Annotated in this window: 25 protein-coding genes; 10 read left to right on the top strand and 15 right to left on the bottom strand. The window is 67.6% G+C overall.

Annotated elements, in window-relative coordinates:
- Window position 1: 1 nt before the first annotated feature.
- Window positions 2-1189 (top strand): heme biosynthesis HemY N-terminal domain-containing protein, encoded by a 1188-nt coding sequence (locus AC1Z3W_RS32385; RefSeq protein ID WP_483509303.1) that lies wholly within the window; start codon window positions 2-4, stop codon window positions 1187-1189.
- A gap of 165 nt (window positions 1190-1354) precedes the next feature.
- Here AC1Z3W_RS32385 and AC1Z3W_RS32380 read toward each other — a convergent pair whose 3' ends face one another.
- The 3 genes from AC1Z3W_RS32380 to AC1Z3W_RS32370 all read right to left on the bottom strand — a co-directional run bounded on the left by AC1Z3W_RS32380 (window position 1355) and on the right by AC1Z3W_RS32370 (window position 5070).
- Window positions 1355-2659, bottom strand: coding sequence for an MFS transporter (locus AC1Z3W_RS32380; RefSeq protein ID WP_124834422.1), 1305 nt, complete (start codon window positions 2657-2659; stop codon window positions 1355-1357).
- A gap of 137 nt (window positions 2660-2796) precedes the next feature.
- Window positions 2797-3555: an SDR family oxidoreductase gene (locus tag AC1Z3W_RS32375; protein ID WP_057926003.1), complete on the bottom strand. Its 759-nt coding sequence runs from the start codon at window positions 3553-3555 to the stop codon at window positions 2797-2799.
- Window positions 3556-3630: 75 nt separating this feature from the next.
- A complete protein-coding gene (locus AC1Z3W_RS32370) occupies window positions 3631-5070 on the bottom strand; it encodes an aldehyde dehydrogenase family protein (RefSeq protein ID WP_057926002.1) in 1440 nt (479 codons plus the stop codon).
- Window positions 5071-5411: 341 nt separating this feature from the next.
- Here AC1Z3W_RS32370 and ppa point away from each other — a divergent pair, with 341 nt between their 5' ends.
- Entirely contained in the window at window positions 5412-5939 is a 528-nt protein-coding gene (gene ppa, locus AC1Z3W_RS32365; RefSeq protein WP_011885693.1) for an inorganic diphosphatase, read from the top strand.
- A gap of 55 nt (window positions 5940-5994) precedes the next feature.
- Here the strand turns inward: ppa and AC1Z3W_RS32360 are convergent, their stop codons facing one another.
- A complete protein-coding gene (locus tag AC1Z3W_RS32360) occupies window positions 5995-6864 on the bottom strand; it encodes a GIY-YIG nuclease family protein (protein ID WP_124834420.1) in 870 nt (289 codons plus the stop codon).
- Between the two features lie 80 nt (window positions 6865-6944).
- On the bottom strand, window positions 6945-8120 hold the full coding sequence (locus tag AC1Z3W_RS32355) for a GNAT family N-acetyltransferase (protein WP_124834419.1): 1176 nt from the start codon (window positions 8118-8120) through the stop codon (window positions 6945-6947).
- Window positions 8121-8229: 109 nt separating this feature from the next.
- Between AC1Z3W_RS32355 and AC1Z3W_RS32350 the strand changes: the two genes are divergently transcribed.
- Window positions 8230-9960: an NAD+ synthase gene (locus AC1Z3W_RS32350; protein ID WP_483509302.1), complete on the top strand. Its 1731-nt coding sequence runs from the start codon at window positions 8230-8232 to the stop codon at window positions 9958-9960.
- Window positions 9961-10043: 83 nt separating this feature from the next.
- A complete protein-coding gene (locus tag AC1Z3W_RS32345) occupies window positions 10044-10382 on the top strand; it encodes a P-II family nitrogen regulator (RefSeq protein ID WP_006398637.1) in 339 nt (112 codons plus the stop codon).
- Between the two features lie 158 nt (window positions 10383-10540).
- Here AC1Z3W_RS32345 and AC1Z3W_RS32340 read toward each other — a convergent pair whose 3' ends face one another.
- Window positions 10541-11626 carry a porin gene (locus AC1Z3W_RS32340; protein ID WP_057926207.1) on the bottom strand — a complete coding sequence of 362 codons (1086 nt, stop codon included), beginning with the start codon at window positions 11624-11626 and terminating at the stop codon, window positions 10541-10543.
- 571 nt (window positions 11627-12197) lie between these two features.
- Window positions 12198-13124: a LysR family transcriptional regulator gene (locus AC1Z3W_RS32335; RefSeq protein ID WP_124834417.1), complete on the bottom strand. Its 927-nt coding sequence runs from the start codon at window positions 13122-13124 to the stop codon at window positions 12198-12200.
- 139 nt (window positions 13125-13263) lie between these two features.
- Between AC1Z3W_RS32335 and AC1Z3W_RS32330 the strand changes: the two genes are divergently transcribed.
- Window positions 13264-13761 (top strand): N-acetyltransferase family protein, encoded by a 498-nt coding sequence (locus AC1Z3W_RS32330; RefSeq protein WP_483509301.1) that lies wholly within the window; start codon window positions 13264-13266, stop codon window positions 13759-13761.
- Window positions 13762-13816: 55 nt separating this feature from the next.
- Here the strand turns inward: AC1Z3W_RS32330 and AC1Z3W_RS32325 are convergent, their stop codons facing one another.
- From AC1Z3W_RS32325 to AC1Z3W_RS32310, 4 genes are all read right to left on the bottom strand, one after another.
- Complete coding sequence (locus AC1Z3W_RS32325; protein ID WP_057925998.1) at window positions 13817-14596, bottom strand: ABC transporter ATP-binding protein; 780 nt, start codon at window positions 14594-14596, stop codon at window positions 13817-13819.
- Between the two features lie 16 nt (window positions 14597-14612).
- Window positions 14613-15326, bottom strand: coding sequence for an ABC transporter permease (locus AC1Z3W_RS32320; RefSeq protein WP_057925997.1), 714 nt, complete (start codon window positions 15324-15326; stop codon window positions 14613-14615).
- Window positions 15323-16012: an ABC transporter permease gene (locus AC1Z3W_RS32315; RefSeq protein WP_057925996.1), complete on the bottom strand. Its 690-nt coding sequence runs from the start codon at window positions 16010-16012 to the stop codon at window positions 15323-15325. Before AC1Z3W_RS32315 ends, AC1Z3W_RS32320 begins: the two co-directional genes overlap by 4 nt.
- A gap of 227 nt (window positions 16013-16239) precedes the next feature.
- The gene (locus tag AC1Z3W_RS32310) at window positions 16240-17016 is read right to left on the bottom strand and encodes an ABC transporter substrate-binding protein (RefSeq protein WP_057925995.1); all 777 of its coding nucleotides are present in this window, start codon (window positions 17014-17016) and stop codon (window positions 16240-16242) included.
- 359 nt (window positions 17017-17375) lie between these two features.
- Between AC1Z3W_RS32310 and AC1Z3W_RS32305 the strand changes: the two genes are divergently transcribed.
- A complete protein-coding gene (locus AC1Z3W_RS32305; protein WP_483509300.1) occupies window positions 17376-18074 on the top strand; it encodes a pirin family protein in 699 nt (232 codons plus the stop codon).
- A gap of 70 nt (window positions 18075-18144) precedes the next feature.
- Here the strand turns inward: AC1Z3W_RS32305 and AC1Z3W_RS32300 are convergent, their stop codons facing one another.
- Entirely contained in the window at window positions 18145-18696 is a 552-nt protein-coding gene (locus AC1Z3W_RS32300) for a Spy/CpxP family protein refolding chaperone (protein ID WP_057925993.1), read from the bottom strand.
- Window positions 18697-18922: 226 nt separating this feature from the next.
- On the opposite strand from AC1Z3W_RS32300, the gene AC1Z3W_RS32295 reads away from it, so the two are divergent.
- A complete protein-coding gene (locus AC1Z3W_RS32295; RefSeq protein WP_483509299.1) occupies window positions 18923-19648 on the top strand; it encodes a response regulator in 726 nt (241 codons plus the stop codon).
- Window positions 19632-20948, top strand: a complete 1317-nt coding sequence (locus tag AC1Z3W_RS32290) for an ATP-binding protein (protein ID WP_057925992.1) — start codon at window positions 19632-19634, stop codon at window positions 20946-20948. The genes AC1Z3W_RS32295 and AC1Z3W_RS32290 overlap by 17 nt, the downstream gene beginning before the upstream one ends.
- Window positions 20949-20988: 40 nt before the next feature.
- On the opposite strand, the gene AC1Z3W_RS32285 is transcribed toward AC1Z3W_RS32290, so the two are convergent.
- Window positions 20989-21255 carry a double-stranded DNA-specific endonuclease gene (locus tag AC1Z3W_RS32285; protein ID WP_027786765.1) on the bottom strand — a complete coding sequence of 89 codons (267 nt, stop codon included), beginning with the start codon at window positions 21253-21255 and terminating at the stop codon, window positions 20989-20991.
- Window positions 21256-21761: 506 nt separating this feature from the next.
- On the opposite strand from AC1Z3W_RS32285, the gene AC1Z3W_RS32280 reads away from it, so the two are divergent.
- Window positions 21762-23519 (top strand): ABC transporter permease, encoded by a 1758-nt coding sequence (locus tag AC1Z3W_RS32280; protein WP_057925991.1) that lies wholly within the window; start codon window positions 21762-21764, stop codon window positions 23517-23519.
- Between the two features lie 22 nt (window positions 23520-23541).
- Window positions 23542-24879, top strand: coding sequence for an ABC transporter ATP-binding protein (locus AC1Z3W_RS32275; RefSeq protein ID WP_483509298.1), 1338 nt, complete (start codon window positions 23542-23544; stop codon window positions 24877-24879).
- 73 nt (window positions 24880-24952) lie between these two features.
- Here AC1Z3W_RS32275 and AC1Z3W_RS32270 read toward each other — a convergent pair whose 3' ends face one another.
- Together AC1Z3W_RS32270 and AC1Z3W_RS32265 are read right to left on the bottom strand one after the other, a co-directional pair.
- Window positions 24953-25447 (bottom strand): hypothetical protein, encoded by a 495-nt coding sequence (locus tag AC1Z3W_RS32270; RefSeq protein WP_057929049.1) that lies wholly within the window; start codon window positions 25445-25447, stop codon window positions 24953-24955.
- Entirely contained in the window at window positions 25444-25995 is a 552-nt protein-coding gene (locus tag AC1Z3W_RS32265; protein WP_057929041.1) for a hypothetical protein, read from the bottom strand. The genes AC1Z3W_RS32270 and AC1Z3W_RS32265 overlap by 4 nt, the downstream gene beginning before the upstream one ends.
- Window positions 25996-26061: the final 66 nt, after the last annotated feature.

Below are 26061 nucleotides of genomic sequence, written 5' to 3'. Positions count from 1 at the left end.
GATGACGCTTCGAGGAATCGTCTGGCTCGCGATCCTGTTCGCGATCGCCGCGGGACTCGCCACCGTGGGCCGTTTCGACGCGGGGCAGGTGCTGCTCGTCTATCCGCCGTACCGGATCGACGTGTCGCTGAACCTGTTCGTGATCGCCATCGTCGTGCTGTTCATCGTCATGTACGCGCTGCTGCGCATCGTGCGCAACATCTGGCGCATGCCGCAGCGGGTCGCCGCGTATCGTGCGCGTTCGCGCAACGAGAAGGCGCAGGCGTCGCTGCGCGATGCGATCGCGAACCTGTACGCAGGGCGTTTCTCGCGCGCCGAGAAGGCCGCGCGCGACGCGCTCGCGGTCGATGCGAACCAGGGCGCCGCGAGTCTCGTCGCGGCGACCGCTGCGCACCGGATGCACGAGTACACGCGCCGCGACGACTGGCTGTCGAAGGTCGACGCGCCCGAATGGCAGGATGCCCGGCTGCTCGCCGCGGCCGACATGCGCGCGGATGCACGCGATGCCGACGGCGCGCTCGCCGCGCTGGCCGACCTGCAGGCGGGCGGCAAGCGCATCCATGCGCAGCAGGTCGCACTGCGTGCGCAGCAGCAGTTGAAGAACTGGGCCGAGGTGCTGAAGCTCGCGAAGGCGCTCGAGAAGCGCGAGGCGCTGCATCCGGCCGCAGCCGTGCGGCTGCGCCAGCAGGCGGCGGAGAACCTGCTGCGCGAACGCCGGCACGACCCGGACGCGCTGCTCGAGGTGTGGCAGTCGTTGTCGCCGCTCGAGCGGCAGTCGCCGCGCCTCGCCGATCTCGCGGCCGAGCTGCTGGTACCGCTCGAGCGCCGCACCGAAGCGCGCCGCATCGTCGAGGAAGCGCTCGCGCACAACTGGGATGCGCGGCTGCTGCGCCGCTATCCGGATACGGCCGGCGGCGATGCGCTGCCGCTGATCCAGAAGGCCGAGGGGTGGAAGAAGGGTCACCCGGAAGATGCCGACCTGCTGTTCGCGCTCGGTCGCCTCTGCCAGCAGCAGCAGCTGTGGGGCAAGGCGCAGTCGTTCCTCGAGGCGGCGCTGAAGCAGGCCGACAACGAGGCGCTGAAGGTGCGTGCGCATCGCGCGCTCGCACGCCTGTTCGAGCATCTCGGCGAAACCGACAAGGCGGCGAAGCACTACCGCGAAAGCGCGCTCGCGATCACCGTGGTCTGACGCGGCGGCGCTCGTGCGCCGCACGCGGAAATGCCCCGAACGCCGGATGGCCTTCGGGGCATTTTTTTGTCCGATGCCAGCCTTGCTGGCCGGCCCGGATGCGCTACGCGCCGAGCCGGCGCAGGTCGTCCTCGCTCGCGAAGAACGACATCGCGGTGCGTCGCGTCACTTGTCGACGAGCCGCTTCGGCACCGACAGCGCGAGCAGCCCGCCGAGCACGAGGAAACCGGCGAGCATGTACATGCCCGCGTCGTTGGCGCCCGTCGCCTGCTTGAGCCAGCCCATCATGTACGGGCTCAGGAAGCCTGCGAGGTTGCCGATCGAGTTGATCATCGCGATGCCGGCCGCGGCCGCCGCGCCGCCGAGGAACGCGGTCGGCAGGCTCCAGAACAGCGGCAGCGTCGTCAGGATGCCCATCGTCGCGAGTGTGAGGCCGAGCATCGCGAGCGCCGTCTGGTGCGCCCAGATCACCGACAGCACGAGCCCGAGCGCACCGAACGCGGCCGGAATCGCAAGGTGCCAGCGTCTCTCGCGCCGCTTGTCCGCGCTGCGCGCGATCAGGATCATTGCGACCACGGCCGCCGCATACGGAATCGCGGACAGCAGGCCGATCGTGAACGTATCGGTCACGCCGGTTGCCTTGATGATCGTCGGCAGCCAGAAGCCGACGCCGTACAGCCCCATCACGAACGAGAAATAGATGAGCGCCATCAGCCACACGCGCGGGCTCGCCATCACCGCGCCGAGCGGCAGGTCTTCCTTGGTCGCTTCCTCGGCGTCGACGTTGCGCGCGAGCAGCGCCTTTTCTTCGTTGGTGAGCCAATTCGCTTTCGAGATCCGGTCGTCGAGCGAGAAGAACACGAGCACGCCGGCCAGCACCGACGGGATTCCTTCGAGCAGGAACAGCCATTGCCAGCCGTGCCAGCCGCTCACGCCGTTGAACGCCTTCAGGATGAAGCCCGAGATCGGTCCGCCGATCACGCCGGACAGCGCGACGGCGGTCATGAAGAACGTCGTCATCCGGCCGCGCCGGTGCGCGGGATACCAGTACGTGAGGTACAGGATCACGCCGGGGAAGAAGCCGGCTTCGGCGACGCCGAGCAGGAAGCGCATCACGTAGAACATCGCGGGCGTCGTGACGAACATCGTCAGGATCGAGATCACGCCCCACGTCGCCATGATCCGCGCGATCCACACGCGCGCGCCGACCTTGTGCAGGATGATGTTGCTCGGGACTTCGAACAGGAAGTAGCCGAAGAAGAAGATCCCGGCGCCGAGCCCGTAGACGGTGTCGCTGAGATTCAGGTCGCTCGCCATCTGCAGCTTCGCGAAGCCGACGTTCACGCGGTCGAGATACGCGACCACGTAGCACAGCAACAGGAGCGGCGTGAGCCGCCACGACACCTTGCGGTAGGTCGCTTCCTCGAATGCGCCGGACGAGCCCGGCAGCGATTGCGTCGATGTTGCCATGTTGTCTCCTTATATCTTGTCTTGTCATGGGCCGGAGCGGGTGCGCAGGCGCCCGATCCGGTGTCGTGCGAGCAATGCCGATGCGTGGATGCGGCGCCGGCCGGCGATGCCGGCGCGGCGCGATTGCGGTCGTGCGGCTAGATGCAGCGCCCGCCGTCGACTTCGAGGCAGACGCCGGTGATGAACTCGGCGTCGTCGGATGCGAGGTAAAGGGCCGCGTTCGCGATGTCCTGCGGCGTCGAGAAGCGGCCGAGCGGAATCGTCGCCAGGAACCGTCGGCGATTCTCCGGCGTGTCCTCGCAGCCCATGAACTCGGTCATCAGGCCCGTCTCGCCGAGCACCGGGTTGATGCAGTTCACGCGGATCCGGTCGGCGCCGAGCTCGGCCGCGAGCGACTTGCTCGCGGTGATCATCGCGCCCTTCGTGCTGTTGTACCAGACGAGGCCCGGGCGCGGCCGCACGCCGGCCGTCGACGCGACGTTCACGAACACGCCGCCGCCCTGCGAGCGGAAATACGGAACGAAGGTCTGCACGCTCCAGAACAGGCTCTTCATGTTGACGGCGTACACGCGATCGAACTCGGCTTCCGTCACGTCGAGCACCGGCTTGTTGCGGTGCGTGGTGCCCGCGTTGTTCACGACGATCTGCACCGAATGGAAATCGTCGAGCGCGGCCTGTAGCAGCGCGCGCCAGTCGGCGTCCTTCGACACGTCGCCCGCGACCGCGATCGCCTTGCCGCCTGCCAGCGCGATCTCGCTCGCGACGCGCTCGGCCGCCGCGCCGTTCAGATCGTTGACGACGACGTTCGCGCCTTCGCGCGCATAGGTCTTCGCGATGCCTTCGCCGAAGCCCGAACCGCCGCCCGTGACGATGGCCGTCTTGCCGCTCAACCGCATGGTGTGTCTCCTGTGTTGGAAGAGTGCATGGTGTTTCGGCGCGCGGCCGGCGGTTGCCGGCCGGGTTCGCCTGGTTCAGCCGTGCCGGATCGCGATCGTCTTCAGCGCGGTGAAGCCGTACAGCGCCTCGAAGCCTTTCTCGCGGCCGTGGCCCGAGTGGCCGACGCCGCCGAACGGCAGCTCGACGCCGCCGCCTGCGCCGTAATTGTTGATGAACACCTGCCCTGCGCGCAGGCGCCGCGCGAGACGCAGCTGGCGAGCGCCGTCGCGGGTCCAGATGCCCGCGACGAGGCCGTACGGTGTGCCGTTCGCGAGCGCGACCGCTTCGTCTTCGTCGACGAACCGCATCGCGGCGAGCACCGGGCCGAACACTTCTTCCTGCGCGAGCCGGTGCGACGGCGGCACGTCGCGCAGCAGCGCGGGCGCCTGGTAGAAGCCGCTCTCGGGCGCATCGGCGACGACCTGGCCGTGCGCGGCCATCGGAATGCCGTCGTGCTGCGCGTCGGACAGGAAATCCCACACGCGCTGCTGCTGCTTCGCGTTGATCAGCGGGCCGCAGTCGAGATCCGCGCGGCTCGGGCCGACCCGCAGCCCGTTGAAGGCGGTGGCGAGCCGTTCGACGAGCGGCTCGTAGACCGCGCGTTCGATCAGCACGCGGCTGCCGGCCGAGCAGGTCTGCCCGCCGTTCTGCACGATCGCCGACACGAGCACGGGCAGCGCCGCTTCGAGGTCGGCGTCGGCGAACACGATCTGCGGCGACTTGCCGCCGAGCTCGAGCGTGACGGGCACGTGGTTCTCGGCGGCCATCTGCGTGACCAGCTTGCCGGTCGCGGGCGAGCCCGTAAACGAGATGTGGTCGATGCCGGGATGGCGCGCGAGCGCGGCGCCCGCTTCATGGCCGTAGCCGGTGACGATATTCAGCGCACCGGCCGGCAGCCCGGCTTCGGCGGCCAGCTCGGCGACGCGCAGCACCGACAGGCATGCATCCTCGGCCGGCTTCACGACGCATGCGTTGCCCGCCGCGAGCGCCGCGCCGACGCTGCGCCCGAAGATCTGCATCGGGTAGTTCCACGGCACGATGTGGCCGGTGACGCCGTGCGGCTCGCGCACGGTCAGCACCGTATAGCCGGCCTGATAGGGGAGGGTCTCGCCGTGCAGCTTGTCGGCGGCGCCCGCGTAGAACTCGAAGTAGCGTGCGAGCGCGGCGGCGTCGGCGCGCGCCTGCTTCAGCGGTTTGCCGGTGTCGCGCGCCTCGATCGTCGCGAGTTCCTCGAGATGGTCGGCGATGCGCGCCGACAGCCGCATCAGCACGCGGCCGCGCTCGGCGGCGCTCGCCGCGCCCCACGGGCCTGCGAATGCGTCGCGGGCCGCGGCGACCGCGCGCTCGATGTCGGGCGCCGTGCCGCGTGCGATCGTCGCGAACGGCTGGCCGTCGGAGGGATCGACGACCGGGATCGTCTCCAGTTGCGCGGGCAACGTCCATTCGCCCGCGATGAAGTGCTTCGCTTCTTCCATGCCTGCTCCTGTCGACCCCGAGTTAGCGCTTTAGCGCTTACTCGGGTCCCATGCTTCGCGGTCGACCCCGAGTTAGCGCTTTAGCGCTTACTCGGGTCCCATGCTTCGCGGTCGACCCCGAGCTAGCGCTTTAGCCCTTACTCGGGTCCCATGCTTCGCGGTCGACATGCAACGTCGCCCGTGGTTCGGTGGCCGGACATCCGGAACGATTATCGCGCCGATCGTCATCCGGACGCCACCGGTCGATTGGCTATAATGGCGCATTCCCTGCGGGGACGCCCGCGGCGGTGCATCGGCGCGGGCGCCCTGTCCCGAATTCCCATCGACCAACAGAGAGCGCTATGAGCTTCAATCATGTTCCGGCCGGCAAGGACCTGCCGCACGATTTCAACGTGATCATCGAGATCCCCGCGCAGAGCGATCCGGTGAAGTACGAGGCAGACAAGGAGCTGGGTCTCCTCGTCGTCGACCGCTTCATCGGTACCGGCATGCGCTACCCGGTGAACTACGGCTACATTCCGCAGACGCTGTCGGGCGACGGCGATCCGGTCGACGTGCTGGTGATCACGCCGTTCCCGCTGCTGGCCGGCTCGATCGTGCGTTCGCGCGTGCTTGGCATGCTGCAGATGACCGACGAATCGGGCGTCGACGCGAAGCTCGTCGCCGTCCCGCACGATAAGGTCTGCCCGATGACGGCGAACCTGAAGTCGATCGACGACGTGCCCGAATACCTGAAGGATCAGATCAAGCACTTCTTCGAGCAGTACAAGGCGCTCGAGAAGGGCAAGTGGGTGAAGGTCGAAGGCTGGGCCGGCATCGATGCCGCGCACAAGGAAATTGCCGACGGCGCCGCGAACTACAAGAAGTAAGCCGGCTGGCCGGCCTCGCGCCGGTTCGTTCGGAACGGAAACCGCGCGTGTCTCCTCAGGAGGCCGCGCGGTTTTGTTTTGTGCGCGGTGCGGCGCGTGCGGCGGCTTTCTTTCGAGCGGGGGCGGGCAGGGCGGCAGCGCGCGGTGCGGACTTCGCCCATTTCGCGCCGGTTGCGCGGCGTGGAGCGGCGACGCTCGCCGCTGCGGCGTCGACGGCTTCGACGGCTTCGACGGCGCCCTTGCTTGTCGATGCTCGGCCGCGCGCCGGTGCGGAAGTGGTGTCGGTGCGTCCGGCCGTAACGGACTTCCCGCCTGGAGCCGGTGTTTTCCGTTGCGGCGCCGCGTTCGTGGCCGACTTGCCGCGCGATGCGGTCTTCTTCACTTCGGCAGCATCGCTGGTCCTTGCACGCTTGCTGGCGGGCGCGGCCTTGGCCTTCGCCGGCGCCTGCTGCGCGGCTTGTCCCGACTTCATGGTCCTGGCCGATCCGGACGCTTTCCCGTCGCGACCGGACTTCGCGGCTTTCCTGACGGGCCGTTCCGTTTCGGCAGGCTGCGTCGCATCGTCGGCGGGTTTTTCCTTCCCCTTCGTCTTCTTCCGCCCGCGCGAGCCGCCCTGCGCGCCGGTCGCCTCCACACTCCCGTCGATCGACATGCCGGCCGGCAACACCGACTCGAGCGTCCGGATCCCGGCCGCCAGCTCGCGCTTCTGCGCGGCCGTGAGCCGCTTCACCCAGTACTCGGCACGCGATGCGATCGACCGGTCGGGCAGCGGGAACGACGCGAGCACCGCGCGCGGCTTGCGCGAGCGCGTATAGCGCGCGCCCTTGCCGGATGCGTGCTCGTCGAAGCGCGCGGCGACGTCGGTCGTGATCCCCGTGTAGACGCTATCGTCGGCGCACTCGATCAGATACAGAAACCAGGACATGGGAAGGCGGCGGGATGCGAAGCCGCCAGTGTCTCAGAAATGGCGGCGGCCGCCGCGAAAGACGCGATGCGCGAGCGTCGTCACGTGCTGCGCCGGAACGGGTCGTGCTCGCGCAACTCGTCGACGTACGCGTGGATATGCTCGGTCTCGCGTGCGAGAAAGTGCGCGACCGCATCGGAGAACGCCGGATGCGCGAGCCAGTGCGCGGAATGCGTGACGGTCGGCAGGAAGCCGCGCGCGAGCTTGTGTTCGCCCTGCGCGCCGCCCTCGAACGTGTCGAGCCCGGCTTCGATGCAGAACTCGAGCAGCTGGTAGTACGCCGTTTCGAAATGCAGGCAGGGCACGTGTTCGAGTGCACCCCAGTAGCGGCCGTACAGCGTGCCGCCGCCGTTTGCGCCGCGCCGGTAGACGGCGAGCGAGCTCGCGATCGGCTGGCCGTCGGCTTCGGCGATCACGAGCAGCAGGTTCTCCGGCATCGTCGCGCCGATCGTGCGGAAGAAGTCGAGATTCAGGTACGGGCTCGAATAGTGCTCGCGGTAGGTCTGCCGGTAGCAGCGCGAGAAGAAGCGCCAGTCGGCATCGGTGATCCGGTCGCCGGTGAGCCGCCGGAACGTGACGCCGGCATCGCGCACCTTGCGCCGTTCCGCGCGGATGTTCTTGCGCTTCTTCTGCTCGAGCGTGCCGAGGAAGTCGTCGAAGTCGCGGTAGCCGTCGTTGAGCCAGTGGAACTGCACGCCTTCGCGCAGCATCATCCCCATCGATTCGAGCAGCCGCGCTTCGTCGCCAGTCGGGAACAGCACGTGCAGCGACGACACGTCGCTCTGCTCGGCGAACGCGAGCAGCGTCGCCGCGAGCCGGCGACGCGCGTCGTCGTCGGCCGCGAGGAGGCGCGTGCCCTGCACGGGCGTGAACGGCACGGCGCACAGCAGCTTCGGGTAGTAGGACAGGCCGTTGCGCTGATACGCGTCGGCCCATGCCCAGTCGAACACGTATTCGCCGTACGAATGCTGCTTCGCATAGACGGGGGCGGCCGCCGCGAGCCGGCCCGTGCGCGCATCGGCCAGCGTGACGAAGTGCGGCGACCAGCCGGTATCGTCGACCGCGCAGCGCGCGACGTGCAGCGCGTCGAGGAATTCGTGGCGCAGGAACGGTGTCGGCTGCGCGTCGAGCTCGAGCAGCGCGTTCCATTCGTCGGCCGGCACCTCGGCGGGGGACGACAGGATGCCCGTGCGATAATCGATGCGTTCGTGTTTCAAGCGTGAATCCGTACTGTTGGATGCCGCCGGATGCGTGCCGTCGTGGCCCGCGTCCGGGGCGATTTCGTCAGCCGTTCAGGGCGTGCCGCCGGGCTGCGCCGATCCCGTCATGAAGACCCGACTCGCTCTCGCCCAGATCAATGTCACCGTCGGCGATTTCGCCGGCAACGTCGCGCGGGTCGTCGCGGCCGCTCGCGCCGCGCACAACGATGGTGCGCAGCTGATGATCGCCCCCGAACTCGCTCTGTCCGGCTATCCGCCGGAAGACCTGCTGCTGCGGCCTGCGTTCTACACGGCGGCGGCCGCCGCGCTCGACGCGCTCGCCGATGCGCTGCGCGCGTTCGACGGGCTCGCGGTGCTGGTCGGCCATCCGTTGCGCGGTGCGGGCAGCGGTGCGGGCAGCAGCGCTGCCGGCGATGCGCACGCGCCAGCCGTCGATGGTAATGCAAACCGCCCGATCGAGCGCGGCGTGCCGCCGACCGACACCTACAACGCGGTGTCGCTGATCGTCGGCGGCGAGATCGTCGGCACCTACCGCAAGCAGGACCTGCCGAATGCCGACGTGTTCGACGAGAAACGCTATTTCGCGACCGACACCCAACCGCTCGTGTTCGAGCTGAACGGCGTGAAATTCGGCGTGATCATCTGCGAGGACGCATGGCATGCGTCGGCCGCGCAGATCGCGAAGGCCGCGGGCGCGCAGGTGCTGCTGATCCCGAACGGGTCGCCGTACCACATGAACAAGGAAGCGCTGCGCATCGACATCCTGCGCGCGCGGATCCGCGAAACCGGGCTGCCGATGGTGTACGTGAACCTCGTCGGCGGGCAGGACGAACTCGTGTTCGACGGCGGCTCGTTCGTGCTCGATGCGCAGGGCACGCTCGTCGCCAGGATGCCGCAGTTCGACGAAGGGCACGCGATCGTCGAATTCGACGGGGCGTGCCCGCTGCCCGGCGCGATCGCGCCCGAGCTGCCGGTCGACGCGCAGGTCTATCGCGCGCTCGTGACCGGCGTGCGCGACTATATCGGCAAGAACGGCTTTCCCGGCGTGCTGATCGGGCTGTCGGGCGGCGTCGATTCGGCGCTGGTGCTCGCGGTCGCATGCGACGCGCTCGGGCCCGAACGCGTGCGCGCGGTGATGATGCCGTCGCGCTACACGGCCGACATCTCGACCACCGACGCGGCGGAAATGGCGCGGCGCGTCGGCGTGCAATACGACGAGATCGCGATCGCGCCGATGTTCGACGCGTTCCGGGCGGCGCTCGCGGGCGAATTCGCGGGCCGCGCGGAGGACGCGACGGAAGAGAACATTCAGGCGCGCATCCGCGGCACGCTGCTGATGGCGTTGTCGAACAAGTTCGGCTCGATCGTGCTGACGACCGGCAACAAGAGCGAGATGGCGGTCGGCTACTGCACGCTGTACGGCGACATGGCCGGCGGCTTCGCGGTGATCAAGGACATCGCGAAAACGCTGGTCTACCGGCTGTGCCGCTATCGCAATGCGAGCGCCGACTATGGGCTGCGCGACGTGATCCCCGAGCGGATCCTGACACGCGCGCCGTCGGCCGAGTTGCGCGAGAACCAGACGGACCAGGACAGCCTGCCGCCATACGACGTGCTCGACGCGATCATGCGGATGTACATGGAGGAGGACCGGCCGCTCGCGGAGATCGTCGCGGCCGGGTATGCGGAGGCCGACGTCGCACGCGTGACGCGGCTCATCAAGATCAACGAATACAAGCGCCGCCAGGCGCCGATCGGCATTCGCGTCACGCATCGCGCGTTCGGGCGCGACTGGCGCTATCCGATCACGTCACGCTTTACCGAACGTCTCGACTGAGCCGTGCTGGGCCGTACGCGGCCGGCCGGCTTACAATCGGGATCGCGATTTTGCATCCAAACGAGCATTGAGGGACAACCATCATGAAACGCATCACCGCCATCATCAAGCCGTTCAAGCTGGACGAAGTCCGCGAAGCGCTCGCCGAAGTCGGCCTCACCGGCCTGACCGTGACGGAAGTGAAGGGCTTCGGCCGCCAGAAGGGGCACACCGAGCTGTACCGCGGCGCCGAATACGTCGTCGATTTCCTGCCGAAGATGAAGATCGAGGTGGTTGTCGCGGAAGCGCAGGTCGACCAGGTGATCGACGCGGTGATCGGCGCGGCGCGCACGGGCAAGATCGGCGACGGCAAGATCTTCGTGTCGGACGTCGAGCGCGTGATCCGCATCCGCACCGGCGAAGAGAACGAAGCGGCGGTCTGAGCGCCGCATCCGGCCGATCCGGTCGGTCGGGCCGGAGTCGCACGATTTCCGCCCGCCAATAAAAAACGGTGCGGATACCCGGATGGGTACCGCACCGATACGCGCCTCTCGCAGCAGCGTGGAAAGTGTTGTCGAATCGTTCTCTGGACGGCGCCTGATCAGAACAGGTGCTGGATGCCGGCGTAGACGCCGGTCTGGCTGCCGCCCGGATGCGGGTTGCCCGTCGACACGGCGGTGCCGGCACCGTTCGCGTTCAGGCCGAAGTTCGCGGTCTTGCTGTTGCGCACCGTCGCGACCTGCACGTCGAACAGCGTGCGCTTCGAGATGTTGTACGAACCGCCGACCGTATAGATGTTCGCGTTGCCGCCGCCGTGGTTCGCGTTCACGTGATAGACGGCCGCGATCAGCGCTGCTGCCGGCGTTGCCTGCCACGTCACGCCGCCCCAGACCTGCTGGGTGCCGGTGATGCCGTTGTTGACGGCCGGGCCGCCGCTGCCGTCCGCGTGCGACGCCTGATAGGCGGCCTGCAGCTTGAACTGGCCGAGGAACACGTTCGCGCCGGCGAAGTATTCACGCGAGTAGTTGAACACGTCGGAGAAGCGGCCGTTGCTGTCGCGCGTCTCGTCGTAGATGCCGCGCAACTGGAACAGCGAGTTCGTGTACGTGATCTGTGCGCCGGCTGCACGACCCGGCTGGCCGGCCGTCGTGTTGCCGTTGAAGCTGGTCGAGTTCGAGAATGCGAACTGGCCGTAGAAGTCGAGGCCGTAGAACTGCGGCGACTGGTACGACACGTTGTTGCTGGTCTTGTTCCAGTTGCGGCCGCGTACCAGCGATGCCGACGACCAGCTCGACTGGCCCAGCGGATCGAAGTCCCACACGCCGTTCGCGATCGCGAGTTCGCGACCCAGCAGCAGCGTACCGTAGTGGTCGTTCGAGATACCGACGGTCGCGAAACGATCCCAGATCGAGCCGCTCGTGCCGAGCCCGCCGTTCATCGTGTTGAACGCGCCTTCCAGGTGGAACAGGACCTTGTTGCCGCCGCCGATGTCTTCGCTGCCCTTCAAGCCCCACAGGCTCGTGCCCCAGTCGCCGCTTTCCGCGCGCACTTGGTGGCCGTTCTGCAGGCCGTTCAGGTACTCAAGGCCGGCATCCAGGCGACCATACAGCGTGACGCTGCTCTGCGCGTGCGCCGTAACCACCCCAGCAGCCATCAGCGCGGCCGCGACCAAAGCTTTCTTCATCATCTCCTCCATACCCTGTCAAAAAGTCAACCCAGACTGCACGAGATGCCCGGAGCGGCGAGCGCCGGGCAAAAGCGAAAAGCGGGATAACCAGGGAGACCTCGTGCAGGGCCGGTAAGCGTGGCACGCGGGCAAGCGGACGGAACACCGTTGAGCGGTCCCGCGCTGCCGGGTCGGCTTGCGGGTCTCCTTGTTGTGTCGTGAAGCTAAACTACATTTCACGAACTTCGTTTTGCTACTTTGGTTACTAATTTAGCAAAAATACAATTTTGTGGCGACGGAAATCGTTGTTTGACTAACACGTGTCGCCAAATTGCCATGCAACAGAGTGCGCAGCGAGTGCCCAAGGCGGAGCCGATTCCGGTAAAACCCTTCTCCGGCAAGGGAGACACGGATTCGGAGGCCGTGGGTCAAGGATTGCCACTATTGACGTTGTCGAAGCGCAAGCGTAAGCGCCGAAGAGGTGAAATTGGTAAGTATTTCGTAATGAATTGGCGGCGATTCACCGTCGCCGGGCCGAGCCCGAAATGCTTGTGCGACAAGGCGCCGTGACCACCGGGCAAGCGCGCCCGGATCAACCGGGCGCCGGTCGGGCTTCGAGCAGCTGTGCGCGAAGCCACCGGTGCGCGTCGGTGCGTGCGTGCTTCGCGTGCGAGTACACCTTCACCGTGTAGCGCGGGATCTCGAACGGGGCGGGGAAGACGCGGATCGGCGCCGCGTGGCGCAATGCCTGCGCGGCGCGGTTCGGTACTGTCATCAGCAGCGCCGATTCCGCGATCACGAACGGCGCGGCCAGCACGCTCGGCAACTGCACGGCGACCTGCCGCGCGAGGCCGAGCCGGTCGAGCACGTAGTCGACGACGCCGCGCGACTCGTTCCACGGCGTGACGACCACGTGGCGCGCCGCGAGATACTGGTCGAGCGTCAGCCGCCGGCGGATGTCGGGATGCGTGGCGCTCGCGATCACCACGTAGTCGTCCGAGAACCAGTCGAAATCCTCGATGCCCGGCGCGTCGGCGGCCGACTCCTCGTGATAGCCGAGCGCGAAATCGATGCGGCCGGCCGCGAGCTCGTCGATCGAGATCTTTCGGTCGGAGTGCACGACGCGGATCCGCAGACGCGGCGCGACCTGCTCGATGCGCGCGAGCAATGCCGGCAAGACGGCGAACGCCGTGTAGTCGCTCGCGGCGAACACGAACGTGCGGTCGCTTTGCACGGGATCGAAGCGGCGCGCGCGGGCGAGCCCCTTCGACATCGCGTCGAGCGCGTCGCCGGCCCAGGTGGCGATGTCGTCGGCGCGCACGGTCGGCTGCATCTCGTTGCCGAGCCGCACGAACAGCGCATCGCCGATCGCTTCGCGTAGCCGCGCGAGCGCGTGGCTCAGCGCGGACGGGCTCATCGCCAGCTCGTGCGCGGCCGCGGCGACCGACCGGTGCCGGTACAGCGCGTCGAACGCGAGCAGCAGGTTCAGGTCGAGACGGCGCAGGTCTGGATGCATCATGTTCACGTCCGGATGAAGAAACTGCACTTCCTGCAGTTGAACGCTGAACGTAGCATGTCGATCTGAGCGGCGCCACGTGCATTCGCGCGGGCGCCGCAGCATGCCGTTTCCAGTCCGGGCCGAAGGAGGGCTCCCTACCGTGCAAATCGACATCCGTTCGGCCACCGTCGCCGACGTGCCGCAGATCCTGCGTTTCATCACCGAGCTGGCCATCTACGAAAAGGCGGAGCATGAAGTGGTCGCGACGCCCGCGTCGCTCGAGCGCAGCCTGTTCGGCGAAGACACGCCGGCGCGCGCGCTGATCTGCGAGGTCGACGGCGAGCCGGCCGGCTTCGCCGTGTATTTCTTCTCGTATTCGACGTGGCTTGGCCGCCAGGGGCTGTATCTCGAGGACCTGTACGTATCGCCGCGCTTTCGCGGTGCGGGTGCCGGGCTGCGGCTGCTCAAGGCGCTCGCGCGCATCGCGGTGGACACCGGCTGCGGGCGGTTCGAGTGGAGCGTGCTCGACTGGAACGAGCCGGCGATTCGCTTCTACGAAAGCGTCGGCGCGGCACCGCAGAGCGAATGGGTGCGCTACCGGCTCGCGGGCGATGCGCTGCGCGCGTTCGCGGACGGCGCGCCGCTGGACGCCGCGTAAACGCAAAACGGGCGCCGCATGGCGCCCGTTCGCGTGTCGTAACGCGTCGCGCGCGTTACTTGAGGCTGCCCGACAGGAACCCGCGCAGGCGTTCGCTTTTCGGGTTCGCGAACACCTCGGACGGCACGCCTTCTTCCTCGACGCGCCCCTGGTGCAGGAACATCACGTGATTCGACACGTTGCGCGCGAAGCCCATCTCGTGCGTGACGACAATCATCGTGCGACCTTCCTCGGCCAGCTTCTGCATCACCTTCAGCACTTCGCCGACGAGCTCCGGGTCGAGCGCCGACGTCGGCTCGTCGAACAGCATCACGTCCGGATGCATCGCCAGTGCGCGAGCAATGGCCACGCGCTGCTGCTGGCCGCCCGACAGGTGCGACGGATACTGCTTCTCGACGCGCGGCGCGAGGCCGACCTTCTCGAGATATTCGCGCGCGCGATCCTCGGCTTCCTTCTTCGGGATGCCGAGCACGTTGACGGGCGCTTCCATCACGTTCTCGATCACGTTCATGTGCGACCAGAGGTTGAAGTGCTGGAACACCATCGACAGCTTGGTGCGCACGCGCTGCAGCTGCTTCGAATCGGCCGCGCGCAGCGCGCCCGTCTTGTCGGGGGTAGTGCGCACTTCCTCGCCGTCGACGACGATGCGGCCCGCGTTCGGCTGCTCGAGGAAGTTGATACAGCGCAGCATCGTGCTCTTGCCGGAACCGGACGAGCCGATCACGCTGATCACGTCGCCCGAGTTCGCCTTCAGCGACACGCCCTTGAGCACCTCGTTGTCGCCGTACCGCTTGTGCAGATCGTCGACGAAAAGCTTCTGAGTCTGGGAATTCATATAGTCCTGCGAAAACTTACTTGCCTTGCGGGCGCAGATACGCGAGCCAGCGACGCTCGGCCTGGCGGAACAGCCATACGAGCGTGAACGAGATCACGAGGTAGAGCAGGGCGGCGATGCCGAACGCATGGAACGACATGTAGGTCGCCGAGTTCACGTCGCGGGCGATCTTCAGGATGTCCGGCACGGTCGCGGTGAACGCAACGGTGGTCGCGTGCAGCATCAGGATCACTTCGTTGCTGTACAGCGGCAGCGCGCGGCGCAGCGCCGACGGCAGGATCACGCGGCGATACATCGTGAACGTGGACATCCCGTACGCGCGCGCGGCCTCGATTTCGCCGTACGACGTCGCCTTGATCGCGCCCGCGAAGATCTCGGTGGTGTACGCGCAGGTGTTCAGCGTGAACGCCAGCAGCGTGCAGTGCATCCCGTCGCGGAAGAACGCGTCGAGCAGCGGCGTGCCGCGCACGACCTGCAGGCTGTAGAGGCCGGTGTAGCAGAGCAGCAGCTGCACGTAGAGCGGCGTGCCGCGGAACACGTACGTGTAGAGCCACACGGCACCCGACAGCCACTTCTTCTTCGACACGCGGGCTACCGCGAGCGGCACCGACAGGCAGAAGCCGAGGCCGATCGACACGACCAGCAGCCACAGCGTGATCGCGACGCCGGTGATCCGGAAGCCGTCGGTGTAGAGATAGTTGCGCCAGTATTCTTGGATGAGTTCGATCATAGGTCAGCCTTGCGGACACCGGTCGAGTAGCGCTTTTCGAGCCACATCAGCACGAAGTTCGAGATCGTCGTGATGGCGAGGTAGACCGCACCGGCGATCAGCGTGAAGAAGAAGAACCGCAGCGTGCCCTTGCCGGCGTCCTGCGACGCCTTCACGACGTCCGCGAGGCCGATGATCGACACGAGCGCGGTCGACTTCACGAGCACCTGCCAGTTGTTGCCGATGCCCGGCAGCGCGAAGCGCATCATCTGCGGGAACATGATCCGCGTGAACACCTGCCAGTTGGTCATCCCGTACGCGCTGCCGGCCTCGAGCTGGCCGCGCGGCACCGACAGGAACGCGCCGCGGAAGGTCTCGGTGAAGTACGCGCCGTAGATGAAGCCGAGCACGAGTACGCCGGCGAGGAACGGGTCGATGTCGATCTGGTCCCAGCCGAGCGCGTCGGTCGCGGAGTTCAGCCAGATCTGCAGGCTGTAGAACAGCAGCAGCATCAGCACGAGGTCGGGCACGCCGCGGATCAACGTCGTGTAGACGGTGCCGACGCCGTTCGTGAAGCGGTTGCGCGACAGCTTCGCACCCGCGCCGAGCAGGCCGAGCAGGAACGACAGCGCGAGCGAAAGCACCGCCAGTTTGACGGTTTGCCAGGTGCCTGCGAGGATCAGCGGGCCGTAGCCTTCTAGAAACATATGTGGTCCCTGGTGTGGTCCCTGAGGGCGCACGCGGTGCGCCGCGAAAGACGCGCCCGCCAAATTGCGCGGAACGCCCCGTGCATATCATGACCGTCCGCCCCGGCAACGGTGCCGGGCCAGCCCGTCGCGCGAGCGGCGGGCGAGGGGGCGGGCGGCGTGTGGTTGACTGCCTGTACCGCCGGACGCGGGGCTGCCCCGCATCCGCTTCCCGTCATTGTCGGCGCTCAGCGAGCCGAGTAGACGCTGAACGAGAAATACTTGTGCGACAGCCGGTCGTACGTGCCGTCCTTGTGCATGTCGGCCAGCGCCTTGTTGATCTTGAGCTTCAGGTCCGTGTCTTCCTTGCGCAGGCCGATCGCGGTGCCGTCGCCAATCGTCTTCGGATCCTTCACTTCCGGCCCGGCGAACGCGAAGCCCTTGCCGCGCGGCGTGCGCAGGAAGCCGTAGTCGGCCTGCAGTTCATCCTGCAGCGTCGCGTCGAGGCGGCCCGAGCCGAGATCGGCATAGACCTGGTCCTGGTTCTGGTAAGGAATGATCGTCACGCCTTGCGGTTCCCAGTACGCCTTCGCGTAGGATTCCTGCGTCGAGCCCTGTTCGACGCCGACGTGCTTGCCCTTGAGCGACGCGACCGTCGGCAGCAGCGGCGAGCCGGCCTTCGCGATCATCCGTGCGGGTGCGTCGTATACCTTGTCGGAGAAGTCGATCTGCTCGCGGCGCTTGTCCGTGACGGTCAGCGACGACACGATGACGTCGTACTTTTTCGCCTTCAGCGCGGGAATGATCCCGTCGAGATCCTGCGCGACCCACACGCACTTCACGTTGATCCGCTTGCAGATTTCCTTGGTGAGATCGACGTCGAAACCGACGATCTCGCCGCTCGGCGCGGTCGACTCGAACGGCGGGTAGCTGGCATCGACACCGATCCGCACGGTCTTCCACTCTTTCGCGAAGGCGCTGCCCGCCACGAGGGCGAGGGCGGCGCACAGGGCGGCCTTCTTCATTTCCATCCTTTTGTCGCTCACTTCCGGGAGACGCTCGCGGCCGGTCGGGCCGGGCGTATTCTAGACGGCCAAAATTCGTGTTTCGGCGCCCTGGCAACGGCGCTCGCCGGACGGGCGAACGCCAAAAGGGCGGTATTTTACCCGAACGCGATACCCGGAAAACGGCAATCCGGCGCGACCGATCGATTCCTCGAACCGGGCGTTGCGACAATCGCGGTATTCGCAACGAGTATTGCGTCGATTGGGTTCGTGGGCGCAACGATGCGATGCGCGGGCGCCGGATTGTGGCGCGCCCGGCGCGCCTCTACAGTGCAGGTAAACCCCGAGAAAGAAGATCTGCCTGCCGGAGTGCCCGCCCCATGTTCCAGATTCGCCGCGCCGCCGACCGCTGCCACACGCATCAGGGCTGGCTCGAGTCGAGCCACAGCTTTCCGCTTGCCGGCCATGCCGGGGCCGCGCCTGCGCCGCTCGGTGCGCTGCGTGTGCTGAGCGAGGACCGGATCGCGCCGACGCGCGGTTTCGGGATGCAGCCGCGCCGCGACGTCGAAATCGTCACCTACGTGCTGGACGGCGCGCTCGCGCATCGCGACAGCCTCGGCAACGGCGCGATCGTGCGCGCCGGCGGCGTCCAGCGGATGAGCGCCGGCACGGGGCTCGTGCACAGCGAAACCAATGCGTCGCGCGACCGGGCGCTGCATCTGCTGCAGATCTGGTTGCAGCCGGCCGAGCGCGGTGGGCGGCCCGGCTATGCGCAGCGGCGTTTCGCCGACGACGAGAGGCGCGGCCGCCTGCGGCTCGTCGCAGCGCCGGACGGGGACGACGGCGCGTTGTCGATCCGTGCGGACGCGCGGATCTTCGCGGGGCTGATCGACGGCGACGAGGAGGCGACCTTCGGCGTGCCGGCCGGACGCGGCACGTACGTGCATGTGGCCCGCGGCGAGGTGGAGGTCAACGGCCACGCGCTGGCCGCGGGCGACGGCGCGCGCATCGCGGGTGCGGACGCGGTCGCGTTCGCACGCGGCCGGGCGGCCGAGGTGCTGCTGTTCGACGTCGCCTGAAATGAAACAGGGGACGCGGGCCGGATGCCCGCGTCCCCCGTGATGCCGCCCGGCGAGGCGGCCTGCCGGCTTACTGCGCCGGCGCCGACGCGCCCTTGGCCGCGCGGTGCTGCTGCCAGCGTTCCTTCATCTTCTCGTGACGCTGTTCCATCCTCGCGAACTGCTGCTTCAGTGCGGTGCTGACCGTCGTCTTCTGCTGGTCGTTCAGCCCGTTGTAGAACGCGAGCCAGGCGGCCGAGCTCTGCTCGCGCAGCTGCGCATTCTGCTGCTCGGCCTGCTGGCGGGCGGCGTGCATCGCGTTCAGGTCGAGGATCGGCTGGTTCTGCTGCGCCTTGAACTGCTCGCGCATCTGCTCGTGGCTCTTGCGCATCGCTTCATGGTTCTGCTTCATCGTATTGACGGCCGTCTGCCATTGCTGTTCCTGCGACGCGTTGAGCTTCAGCTGGTCGTGCAGCTTCATGATCGCGCCGAACGGGCCGCCGTCATGGCTGCCGTGCATGTGGTGCATGCCGGGGCCGCCCGGCGGCGGCATGTCGTTGGGTTGCGCCGCATGCGCGGTGCCGAATGCGAGAGCGAGCACGGTGGCGGCCGCAATGGCCACGCGGGAAGTCTTCTTATACATTTCAGAAACTCCTTGTATCCAAAGGGTCCGGCGATGCGGTGCGCGGGGTGATCCGTGTGCCGCATCCGGTAAGACGCAGGTTAGCGGCGCGTGCTCCGGCCGGTGTTACGCGGGGAGGCGGCCGGGTTACGGCGCATTACAGTTCCCTTGCGCCGTAACCCGCAGTAACCCTTTCGTCCCTTTGTATCGTTCTGCGACTCCGCGCTCGCGCGGTAAACTTCGAGCCATGACTACCCAGATCCTCATCGTCGACGACGACCAAGAACTCCGAGACCTGCTGCGCGACTATCTCGTGCGCCAGGGGATGGAAGTGTCCGTGCTGCACGACGCGGCGACGCTCGAGAAGCGCATCGAGCGCGAGCGGCCCGACCTGATCGTGCTGGACCTGATGATGCCGGGCGTGGACGGCCTGACCGCGCTGCGCCAGCTGCGCGCGGCCGGCGACGACATCCCCGTGATCATGCTGACCGCGCGCGCGGACGACGTCGACCGCATCGTCGGGCTCGAGCTCGGCGCGGACGACTACCTCGGCAAGCCGTTCAACCCGCGCGAGCTGCTCGCGCGCGTGCAGGCCGTGCTGCGCCGCCGTCGCGCGACGCCGTCGGCGGCTGCGCCCGAGCAGCGCGAGCCGTTCGCGTTTGGCCGCTTCCTGCTCGACTTCCAGGCGCGCACGCTGTCGGTCGACGGCAAGCCCGCGACGCTGTCGAGCAGCGAATTCGCGCTGCTGAAGATCTTCGTGAACCATGCGCTGCGCACGCTCACGCGCGAGCGGCTGCTCGAGCTGCTGCACGGGCCCGAGTACGACGGCACCGACCGCGGCATCGACGTCCAGGTGTGGCGCCTGCGCCGCATCCTGGAAACGGACCCGTCGACGCCGCGCTTCATCCAGACGGTCCGCGGGCGCGGCTACGTGTTCGTGCCCGACGGCGAGGCCCATGCGCAAACCCATTGATTCACTGTTCGGGCGGCTGGCGCTGCTCGTCATCGGCGTCCTGCTCCTGTCGCACTTCGCGTGGTTTTTCGCGATGCGCCTGGAGCGCAGCCAGATGCAGACGCGTTACGCGGTCGAGGAGGCCGCGTTCCTCGTCGACGCGGTGCGCCAGCACGTCGAGCGCACGCCCGATCAGCCGCTGCCGTCGCGGGTGCGGCTCGTGTCGCCGGACAGTCCCGACGTGCCGAAGGGCGCCGAGACGAACCTGCCGGCGCCGCTCAAGCGTTTTCGCGACGACGTGAGCGATCGGATGCCGGCCGGCACTCAGGTCGAGATCGGCGCGCCGGGCCATCCGCCGGTGCTGTGGGTCAAGGAGCCGACCGACCGCAACTGGATCGTGGTGCCGGTCCAGCCGCTGCGCCCGCCGCGCTCGCTCGACCGAATGCTGCTGTGGCTCGGCACGATCTTCTCGGCCGGCGTGATCGCCGCGCTGTTCGCGGCCTGGCAACTGCAGCAGCCGCTGCGCTCGCTGGCGCGTGCGGTCGCGCGCTTCGGCCGAGGCCAGCCGGTGCCGCCGGTGCGCGAGCGCGGCCCGCGCGAGCTGCGCCAGCTCACGCACGGCTTCAACCAGATGGTGGAACAGGTGTCGCAGGCCGAAAACGATCGCGCGGTGATGCTGGCCGGCGTCGCGCACGACCTGCGCACGCCGCTCGCGCGGATGCGCCTGCGCGCTGAAATGATGGACGACGCGCGGCTGCGCGACGGCGTGGTGCGCGATGTCGACTCGATGTCGCACATCGTCGACCAATTCCTCGTGTTTGCGCACGGCGGGGCGGACCGCAGCGAGCCCGTGCCGGTCGACCAGACCTGCGAGCGGATCGCGCGCAGCTATCGTGCGGTCGCACCGAACGCGCCGACGGTCCAGACGCATCTCGCGGCCGACGAAGGCTTCCGCCTGCCGACCGCGACGCTCGACCGGATCCTGTCGAACCTGCTGGACAATGCGCATGCATACGGCGCGCCGCCCGTGCTGGTCGAGACGGCGCGTACGCCGACCGGTTACGTGCTGGCGGTCAGCGACAGTGGCGGCGGGATTGCGCCGCGCGACCTGGCGGCCGCGACGCGGCCGTTCGTGCGGCTCGACCCCGCGCGCGGCGGGAACGGCCACAGCGGGTTGGGGCTCGCGATCGTCGAGCGGCTCGTGCTGAGGCTGGGCGGGGCGTGCGAGATCGGCAACCGTCCCGAGGGCGGCCTGCGCGTGGCGATGACGTTCCCGTTCGACGTGGTGCCGAAGGACGAACTTCACGCACAGGCCGCGTAAGCGGCGCGTGCGGCGCCTGCCGGGCAGGCGCCGCGCGGCATCATTCGCCGAACAGCGTGCCGAGCGTCTCGGCGGCGTTGCTGTCGATGGTGTTGTAGGTCACGCTCGTGGCCTCGAAGATATAGACGGTCGTATAGCGGCCGAGGCGCTCCAGGATTTCCTCCTGCAGCGATTCCGGCACGACGTTCATGTTCAGGTACCACGCCGTCGACGACAGGCGGGTCTGGAACGACCCGTACTCCTGCATCAGCTCGTAGAACGCATCGGCGTCCTGATCGCGGCAGACGATCACCAAGTTTCCTGCCATTCCCTTCCTCCCGCTGGTCGGTCGATCCCCGGGGGCTGTTTGTCGGCAGACCCCGGGGGCTAGCCCCGATCATACCTGCTTCGCCGCAATCGTCCGCTGACGTCCGGCATGGTTTGCGCCCGTGTGCGGCTGGCGGGTTCCCGGCCGGCCCGGATCACGGCATAATTCGGGGCCTGCACGCCGGCCGAACGACTGCGGCCGGGCTTGCTCCGCACCGCGCCCGCCGTCCGTCCGCCCGCGCGCCGGGCACGATCCGTGCACCGCCCACGCGTCGCGCGGCGCCGCACCGGCCCCGGACGGTTGAGCCTGAAATACAGGTTGGTGTAGTGTCGTGCCGTCGCGGTCCGACTCGCCGCGCCGGGCCGCAGCTTGCACGCACGGCGTATCGCGCCGGCGTGAGATCGTGAATCAATCGAATTACCGCGTCGAATTACCGCGCCCGTGCGCTTTGCCATGAATCAACATCGTCTGCCGGCTTCGTTCGGCCTTACCGGGGAGGGCGCCTGATGGACGTCGGATTCTTCAATCCGAACCGGACCGCCAACGCGTCCGCGTGGCGCGTCCTGCCGAACCGGTGGGATTTCATCGCGTTTCCGCTGATCATCTGCCTGATCGCGATGGCGGTCGTCGGCTTTCATGAAACGATGGCGCCGATCGGGACCCTTCAGACCCAGAAGATCTCGCTCGATCCGTCGAACCTGCCCGAATACGCGTTGCGCACCACGCTGCGGATGCTCGCCGCGATGGTCGCGTCGCTCGCGTTCACGCTGGTCTACGGCACGCTCGCCGCGAAAAGCCGCCGCGCCGGCATGGTGCTGATCCCGATCCTCGACATCCTGCAGTCGGTGCCGGTGCTCGGCTTCATCTCGTTTACGGTCACGTTCTTCCTCGCGCTGTTCCCGAGCCGCGTGCTCGGCGCCGAGCTCGCCGCGATCTTCGCGATCTTCACGAGCCAGGCGTGGAACATGACGTTCAGCTTCTACCAGTCGCTGCGCACGGTGCCGCGCGACCTGGACGAAGTGTCGCGCGGCTTTCACCTGACGTCGTGGCAGCGCTTCTGGAAGCTCGAGGTGCCGTTCTCGATGCCCGGGCTGATCTGGAACATGATGATGTCGATGTCGGGCGGCTGGTTCTTCGTCGTCGCATCGGAGGCCATTACCGTCGGCAACCAGACGATCACGCTGCCGGGGATCGGCGCGTATCTCGCGCAAGCGATCTCGGACAAGAACTTCGGCGCGATCGGCTGGGTGATCCTCACGATGACGGTCGTGATCCTCGCGTACGACCAGTTCCTGTTCCGCCCGCTGATCGCGTGGGCCGACAAGTTCCGGATGGAGAACACCGCGTCGGGCGATGCGCCGCAATCCTGGCTGCTCGACCTCGTGCGCCGTACGCGCCTGATCCATCAGCTGCTCGTGCCGGCCGGCTGGTTCTTCGCGAAGGCCGCGCGGATTCCGTTGCGCCTGCCGCTGTCGGGCGCGATGCGCTTCACGCTGCCCAAAGTCGAGAAGAAGGCGTCGCGCACGGTCGACATCGCGTGGGCGGCGCTCGTGCTGCTCGGCACAGCCTATATCGTGTGGCGCGTCGTCAGCTTCGTGTCGACCGGCGTGACGATGGCCGAGGTCGGCCATGTGATCATGCTCGGGCTCATCACGCTGCTGCGCGTGGTCGTGCTGATCACGATCGCATCGGTGATCTGGGTGCCGGTCGGCGTGTGGATCGGGCTGCGCCCGAAGCTCGCCGAGAAGCTGCAGCCGCTCGCGCAGTTCCTCGCCGCGTTCCCGGCCAACCTGCTGTTCCCGGTGTTCGTGATCGTGATCGCGCGCTTCCACCTGAACGCAGACATCTGGCTGTCGCCGCTGATCGTGCTCGGCACGCAGTGGTATATCCTGTTCAACGTGATTGCCGGCGCGACGTCCTATCCGAACGATTACCGCGAAGCCGCGACGAATTTCCGGATCCGCGGCTGGCAGTGGTGGCGCCAGGCGATCCTGCCCGGCATCTTCCCGTATTACGTGACCGGCGCGATCACCGCGTCGGGCGGCGCGTGGAACGCGAGCATCGTGTCGGAAGCCGTGCAGTGGGGCACGACCAAGATCGAGGCGCACGGCCTCGGCGCGTATATCGCACAGACCACAGCCGCCGGCGACTTCCCGAAGATCATCCTGGGCATCGCCGTGATGTCCCTGTTCGTTACCCTGTTCAACCGCCTGCTGTGGCGCCCGCTGTATGCCTTCGCCGAAGCGAAGCTGCGGCTCGACTGAGACCGATTGAGAGCGAAACGCGATGCACAATCCGAATGCTGTAAACGCCCCCGTCCAGACGTCCCAGCCGCCGCGTCTCGGCGAAGAAATCCTGCGCGTCGAGCACGTGAACCGCGGCTTCAACAAGACGCAGGGCGAACTGCTCGTGCTCGACGACGCGAACCTGTCGCTGCGCGAAGGCGAGATCGTCGGGCTGCTCGGCCGTTCGGGCTCGGGCAAGTCCACGCTGTTGCGGATCATCGCCGGCCTGATCGAGCCGACCGGCGGTGAAGTGACCTATCTCGGCAAGCCGCTGCGCGGTCCGGCCGAAGGCGTCGCGATGGTGTTCCAGACCTTCGCGCTGTTCCCGTGGCTGACCGTGCTGCAGAACGTGGAAGCCGGGCTGGAAGCGCTCGGCGTCGGTGCGCGCGAGCGGCGCGAGCGTGCGCTTGCCGCGATCGACCTGATCGGTCTCGACGGCTTCGAGAACGCGTATCCGCGCGAGCTGTCGGGCGGGATGCGCCAGCGCGTGGGCTTTGCGCGCGCGCTCGTCGTCGACCCGACGATCCTGCTGATGGACGAGCCGTTCTCGGCACTCGACGTGCTGACGGCCGAAACGCTGCGTACCGACCTGCTCGACCTGTGGACGCAAGGCCGGATGCCGATCAAGTCGGTGCTGATCGTCACGCACAACATCGAGGAAGCGGTGTTCATGTGCGACCGCATTCTCGTGCTGTCGTCGAATCCGGGCCGCGTGATCGCCGAGATCAAGGTGCCGTTCAAGCATCCGCGCAACCGGCTCGACCCGGCTTTCCGCAAGCTGGTCGACGACATCTACGCGAAGATGACCGCCCGCCAGACGGGCGAGGCGACGAAGAAGGGGCTCGAGCTCGGCAGCTGGCTGCCGCAGGTGTCGACCAACCTGATGGCCGGCCTGATCGAGACGCTCGCGATGGCGCCGTACCACGGCCGCGCGGACATGCCTGAAATCGCGCGCACGCTGCACCTGGAGGTCGACGACCTGTTCCCGATCGCCGAAGTGCTGCAATACCTCGGTTTCGCGGACGTGCGGGAAGGGGACGTGTTCCTGACGCCGCCGGGGCGCGTGTTCGCGGAATTCGGCACGCAGGAACGCAAGCTGATGTTCGCCGATCACCTGCTGAAGCACGTGCCGCTCGCCGCGCGGATCAAGAAGGTGCTGAACGAACGTCCGGGCCATCGCGCGCCGCGCGTGCGCTTCGAGCAGGAGCTGGAGGATTTCCTGTCGGACGGCGCGGCCGAGGAAACGCTCGACGCCGTGATCGACTGGGGCCGTTACGGCGAGATTTTCTCGTACAACGACCAGACCGAAATCTTCAGTCTCGAGGACGTCGAGTCCTGATTCACCGAGCCGGGCCGCGCGGCCCGGCATCCGCATGCGCGGCACTCGTTATCGGGCGCGGCACATCGCATCGCTACTGCAAACTGCCCCAGCGGTCGACCGCCGGCTCGGCCGATGCCCACTTCCAGTGCGTGCCTTGCTGGCATGCATTCGCGAAATACCAGTCGGCCTTGTCGCCGTCCTGCACCGAGAACGCGAATTCCTTGCACAGCGCAAGCGCCGTCGAGTAGGCGCGCGTGACGCGCACCTCGCCTTCGCCGTTTTCCAGCGGCAGCGTGTTCTTCACCTTCCACGGCTTCATTTCGCCGACCGCCAGGCTGCCGACCGCCTTCGCGATCGCGTCCTGCTGGTTCTGATGGAGCTGCTTCATCGTGCGGTTGACGGCTTCGTCGGTTGCCGCCTGCACGGCAATGCCGACCCCGACGCCGACGGCCGGGTTCGCGGTGACGAGGCCCGTCGCCGCGCCGGCGAGCGCGCCGCTTGCCGCGCCGACCGACCCGCAGCCCGACAGCGCGGCGCTGGCCGCGCACAGCGCGCCGATCGCCGCGATACGGATCGCGACGCTCATTGCAGCGCGCCCCAGCGTTCGGTCGCCGGCTCCGCCGACGCCCATTTCCACACGGGACCGTCGCGGCAGATCGTGGCGACGTAGAACGCCGACTGTGCGGCCTTGTCGGCCTTCGCGGGCGTGTCCACCGCGAACACGATTTCCTTGCAGTCGAGCGGACCGATGCTGATCATCCGGCTGACCGTCACGCGGCCCTGTTCGTCGTCCTCGATCGGGAACGAATGGTGCGTCGACCACGGCGCGACGCCGCCGACGTCGAGCGGGCCGGCCGCCTTCGCGATCTGTTCCTGCGTGTAACGGTGTGCGACGCGCTGCGTGTACTGGACGCCCGCACGCGCGCCGGCGACGGCGCCGAGGCCGATGCCCGTCGCGACGGCGGCATTGTTGGTGACCTTGGAGGCAATCGCGGCGCCCGCGATACCCGCGCCGGCGGTTGCGCCCTCGCTGTACAGCGAGTTGCAGCCGGACAGCAGTGCGGCCGTGGCGATTGCGGCCAGCACGATGCGCGCCGACATGGCTTGGCGCTGCGCTTCGAAACGAATGTTCATCCCTGAGTGCAAGTCCTGTCTGGGTGAGCGGCGACGCATGCGCGCCCCCTTGCCGCGCCATTGTTT

This window comes from Burkholderia sp. 10_S31, assembly GCF_056930375.1.
The sequence above is the reverse complement of the archived record's forward strand: the minus strand, read 5'-3'. Positions and strand labels throughout refer to the sequence as shown.

Coding starts and splice junctions, on each gene's coding strand:
- AC1Z3W_RS32385 (WP_483509303.1), top strand. CDS start 2: ATGACGCTTCGAGGAATCGTCTGGCTCGCGATCCTGTTCGCGATCGCC.
- AC1Z3W_RS32380 (WP_124834422.1), bottom strand. CDS start 2,659: ATGGCAACATCGACGCAATCGCTGCCGGGCTCGTCCGGCGCATTCGAG.
- AC1Z3W_RS32375 (WP_057926003.1), bottom strand. CDS start 3,555: ATGCGGTTGAGCGGCAAGACGGCCATCGTCACGGGCGGCGGTTCGGGC.
- AC1Z3W_RS32370 (WP_057926002.1), bottom strand. CDS start 5,070: ATGGAAGAAGCGAAGCACTTCATCGCGGGCGAATGGACGTTGCCCGCG.
- ppa (WP_011885693.1), top strand. CDS start 5,412: ATGAGCTTCAATCATGTTCCGGCCGGCAAGGACCTGCCGCACGATTTC.
- AC1Z3W_RS32360 (WP_124834420.1), bottom strand. CDS start 6,864: ATGTCCTGGTTTCTGTATCTGATCGAGTGCGCCGACGATAGCGTCTAC.
- AC1Z3W_RS32350 (WP_483509302.1), top strand. CDS start 8,230: ATGAAGACCCGACTCGCTCTCGCCCAGATCAATGTCACCGTCGGCGAT.
- AC1Z3W_RS32345 (WP_006398637.1), top strand. CDS start 10,044: ATGAAACGCATCACCGCCATCATCAAGCCGTTCAAGCTGGACGAAGTC.
- AC1Z3W_RS32340 (WP_057926207.1), bottom strand. CDS start 11,626: ATGATGAAGAAAGCTTTGGTCGCGGCCGCGCTGATGGCTGCTGGGGTG.
- AC1Z3W_RS32335 (WP_124834417.1), bottom strand. CDS start 13,124: ATGATGCATCCAGACCTGCGCCGTCTCGACCTGAACCTGCTGCTCGCG.
- AC1Z3W_RS32325 (WP_057925998.1), bottom strand. CDS start 14,596: ATGAATTCCCAGACTCAGAAGCTTTTCGTCGACGATCTGCACAAGCGG.
- AC1Z3W_RS32320 (WP_057925997.1), bottom strand. CDS start 15,326: ATGATCGAACTCATCCAAGAATACTGGCGCAACTATCTCTACACCGAC.
- AC1Z3W_RS32315 (WP_057925996.1), bottom strand. CDS start 16,012: ATGTTTCTAGAAGGCTACGGCCCGCTGATCCTCGCAGGCACCTGGCAA.
- AC1Z3W_RS32310 (WP_057925995.1), bottom strand. CDS start 17,016: ATGAAGAAGGCCGCCCTGTGCGCCGCCCTCGCCCTCGTGGCGGGCAGC.
- AC1Z3W_RS32305 (WP_483509300.1), top strand. CDS start 17,376: ATGTTCCAGATTCGCCGCGCCGCCGACCGCTGCCACACGCATCAGGGC.
- AC1Z3W_RS32300 (WP_057925993.1), bottom strand. CDS start 18,696: ATGTATAAGAAGACTTCCCGCGTGGCCATTGCGGCCGCCACCGTGCTC.
- AC1Z3W_RS32295 (WP_483509299.1), top strand. CDS start 18,923: ATGACTACCCAGATCCTCATCGTCGACGACGACCAAGAACTCCGAGAC.
- AC1Z3W_RS32290 (WP_057925992.1), top strand. CDS start 19,632: ATGCGCAAACCCATTGATTCACTGTTCGGGCGGCTGGCGCTGCTCGTC.
- AC1Z3W_RS32285 (WP_027786765.1), bottom strand. CDS start 21,255: ATGGCAGGAAACTTGGTGATCGTCTGCCGCGATCAGGACGCCGATGCG.
- AC1Z3W_RS32280 (WP_057925991.1), top strand. CDS start 21,762: ATGGACGTCGGATTCTTCAATCCGAACCGGACCGCCAACGCGTCCGCG.
- AC1Z3W_RS32275 (WP_483509298.1), top strand. CDS start 23,542: ATGCACAATCCGAATGCTGTAAACGCCCCCGTCCAGACGTCCCAGCCG.
- AC1Z3W_RS32270 (WP_057929049.1), bottom strand. CDS start 25,447: ATGAGCGTCGCGATCCGTATCGCGGCGATCGGCGCGCTGTGCGCGGCC.
- AC1Z3W_RS32265 (WP_057929041.1), bottom strand. CDS start 25,995: ATGAACATTCGTTTCGAAGCGCAGCGCCAAGCCATGTCGGCGCGCATC.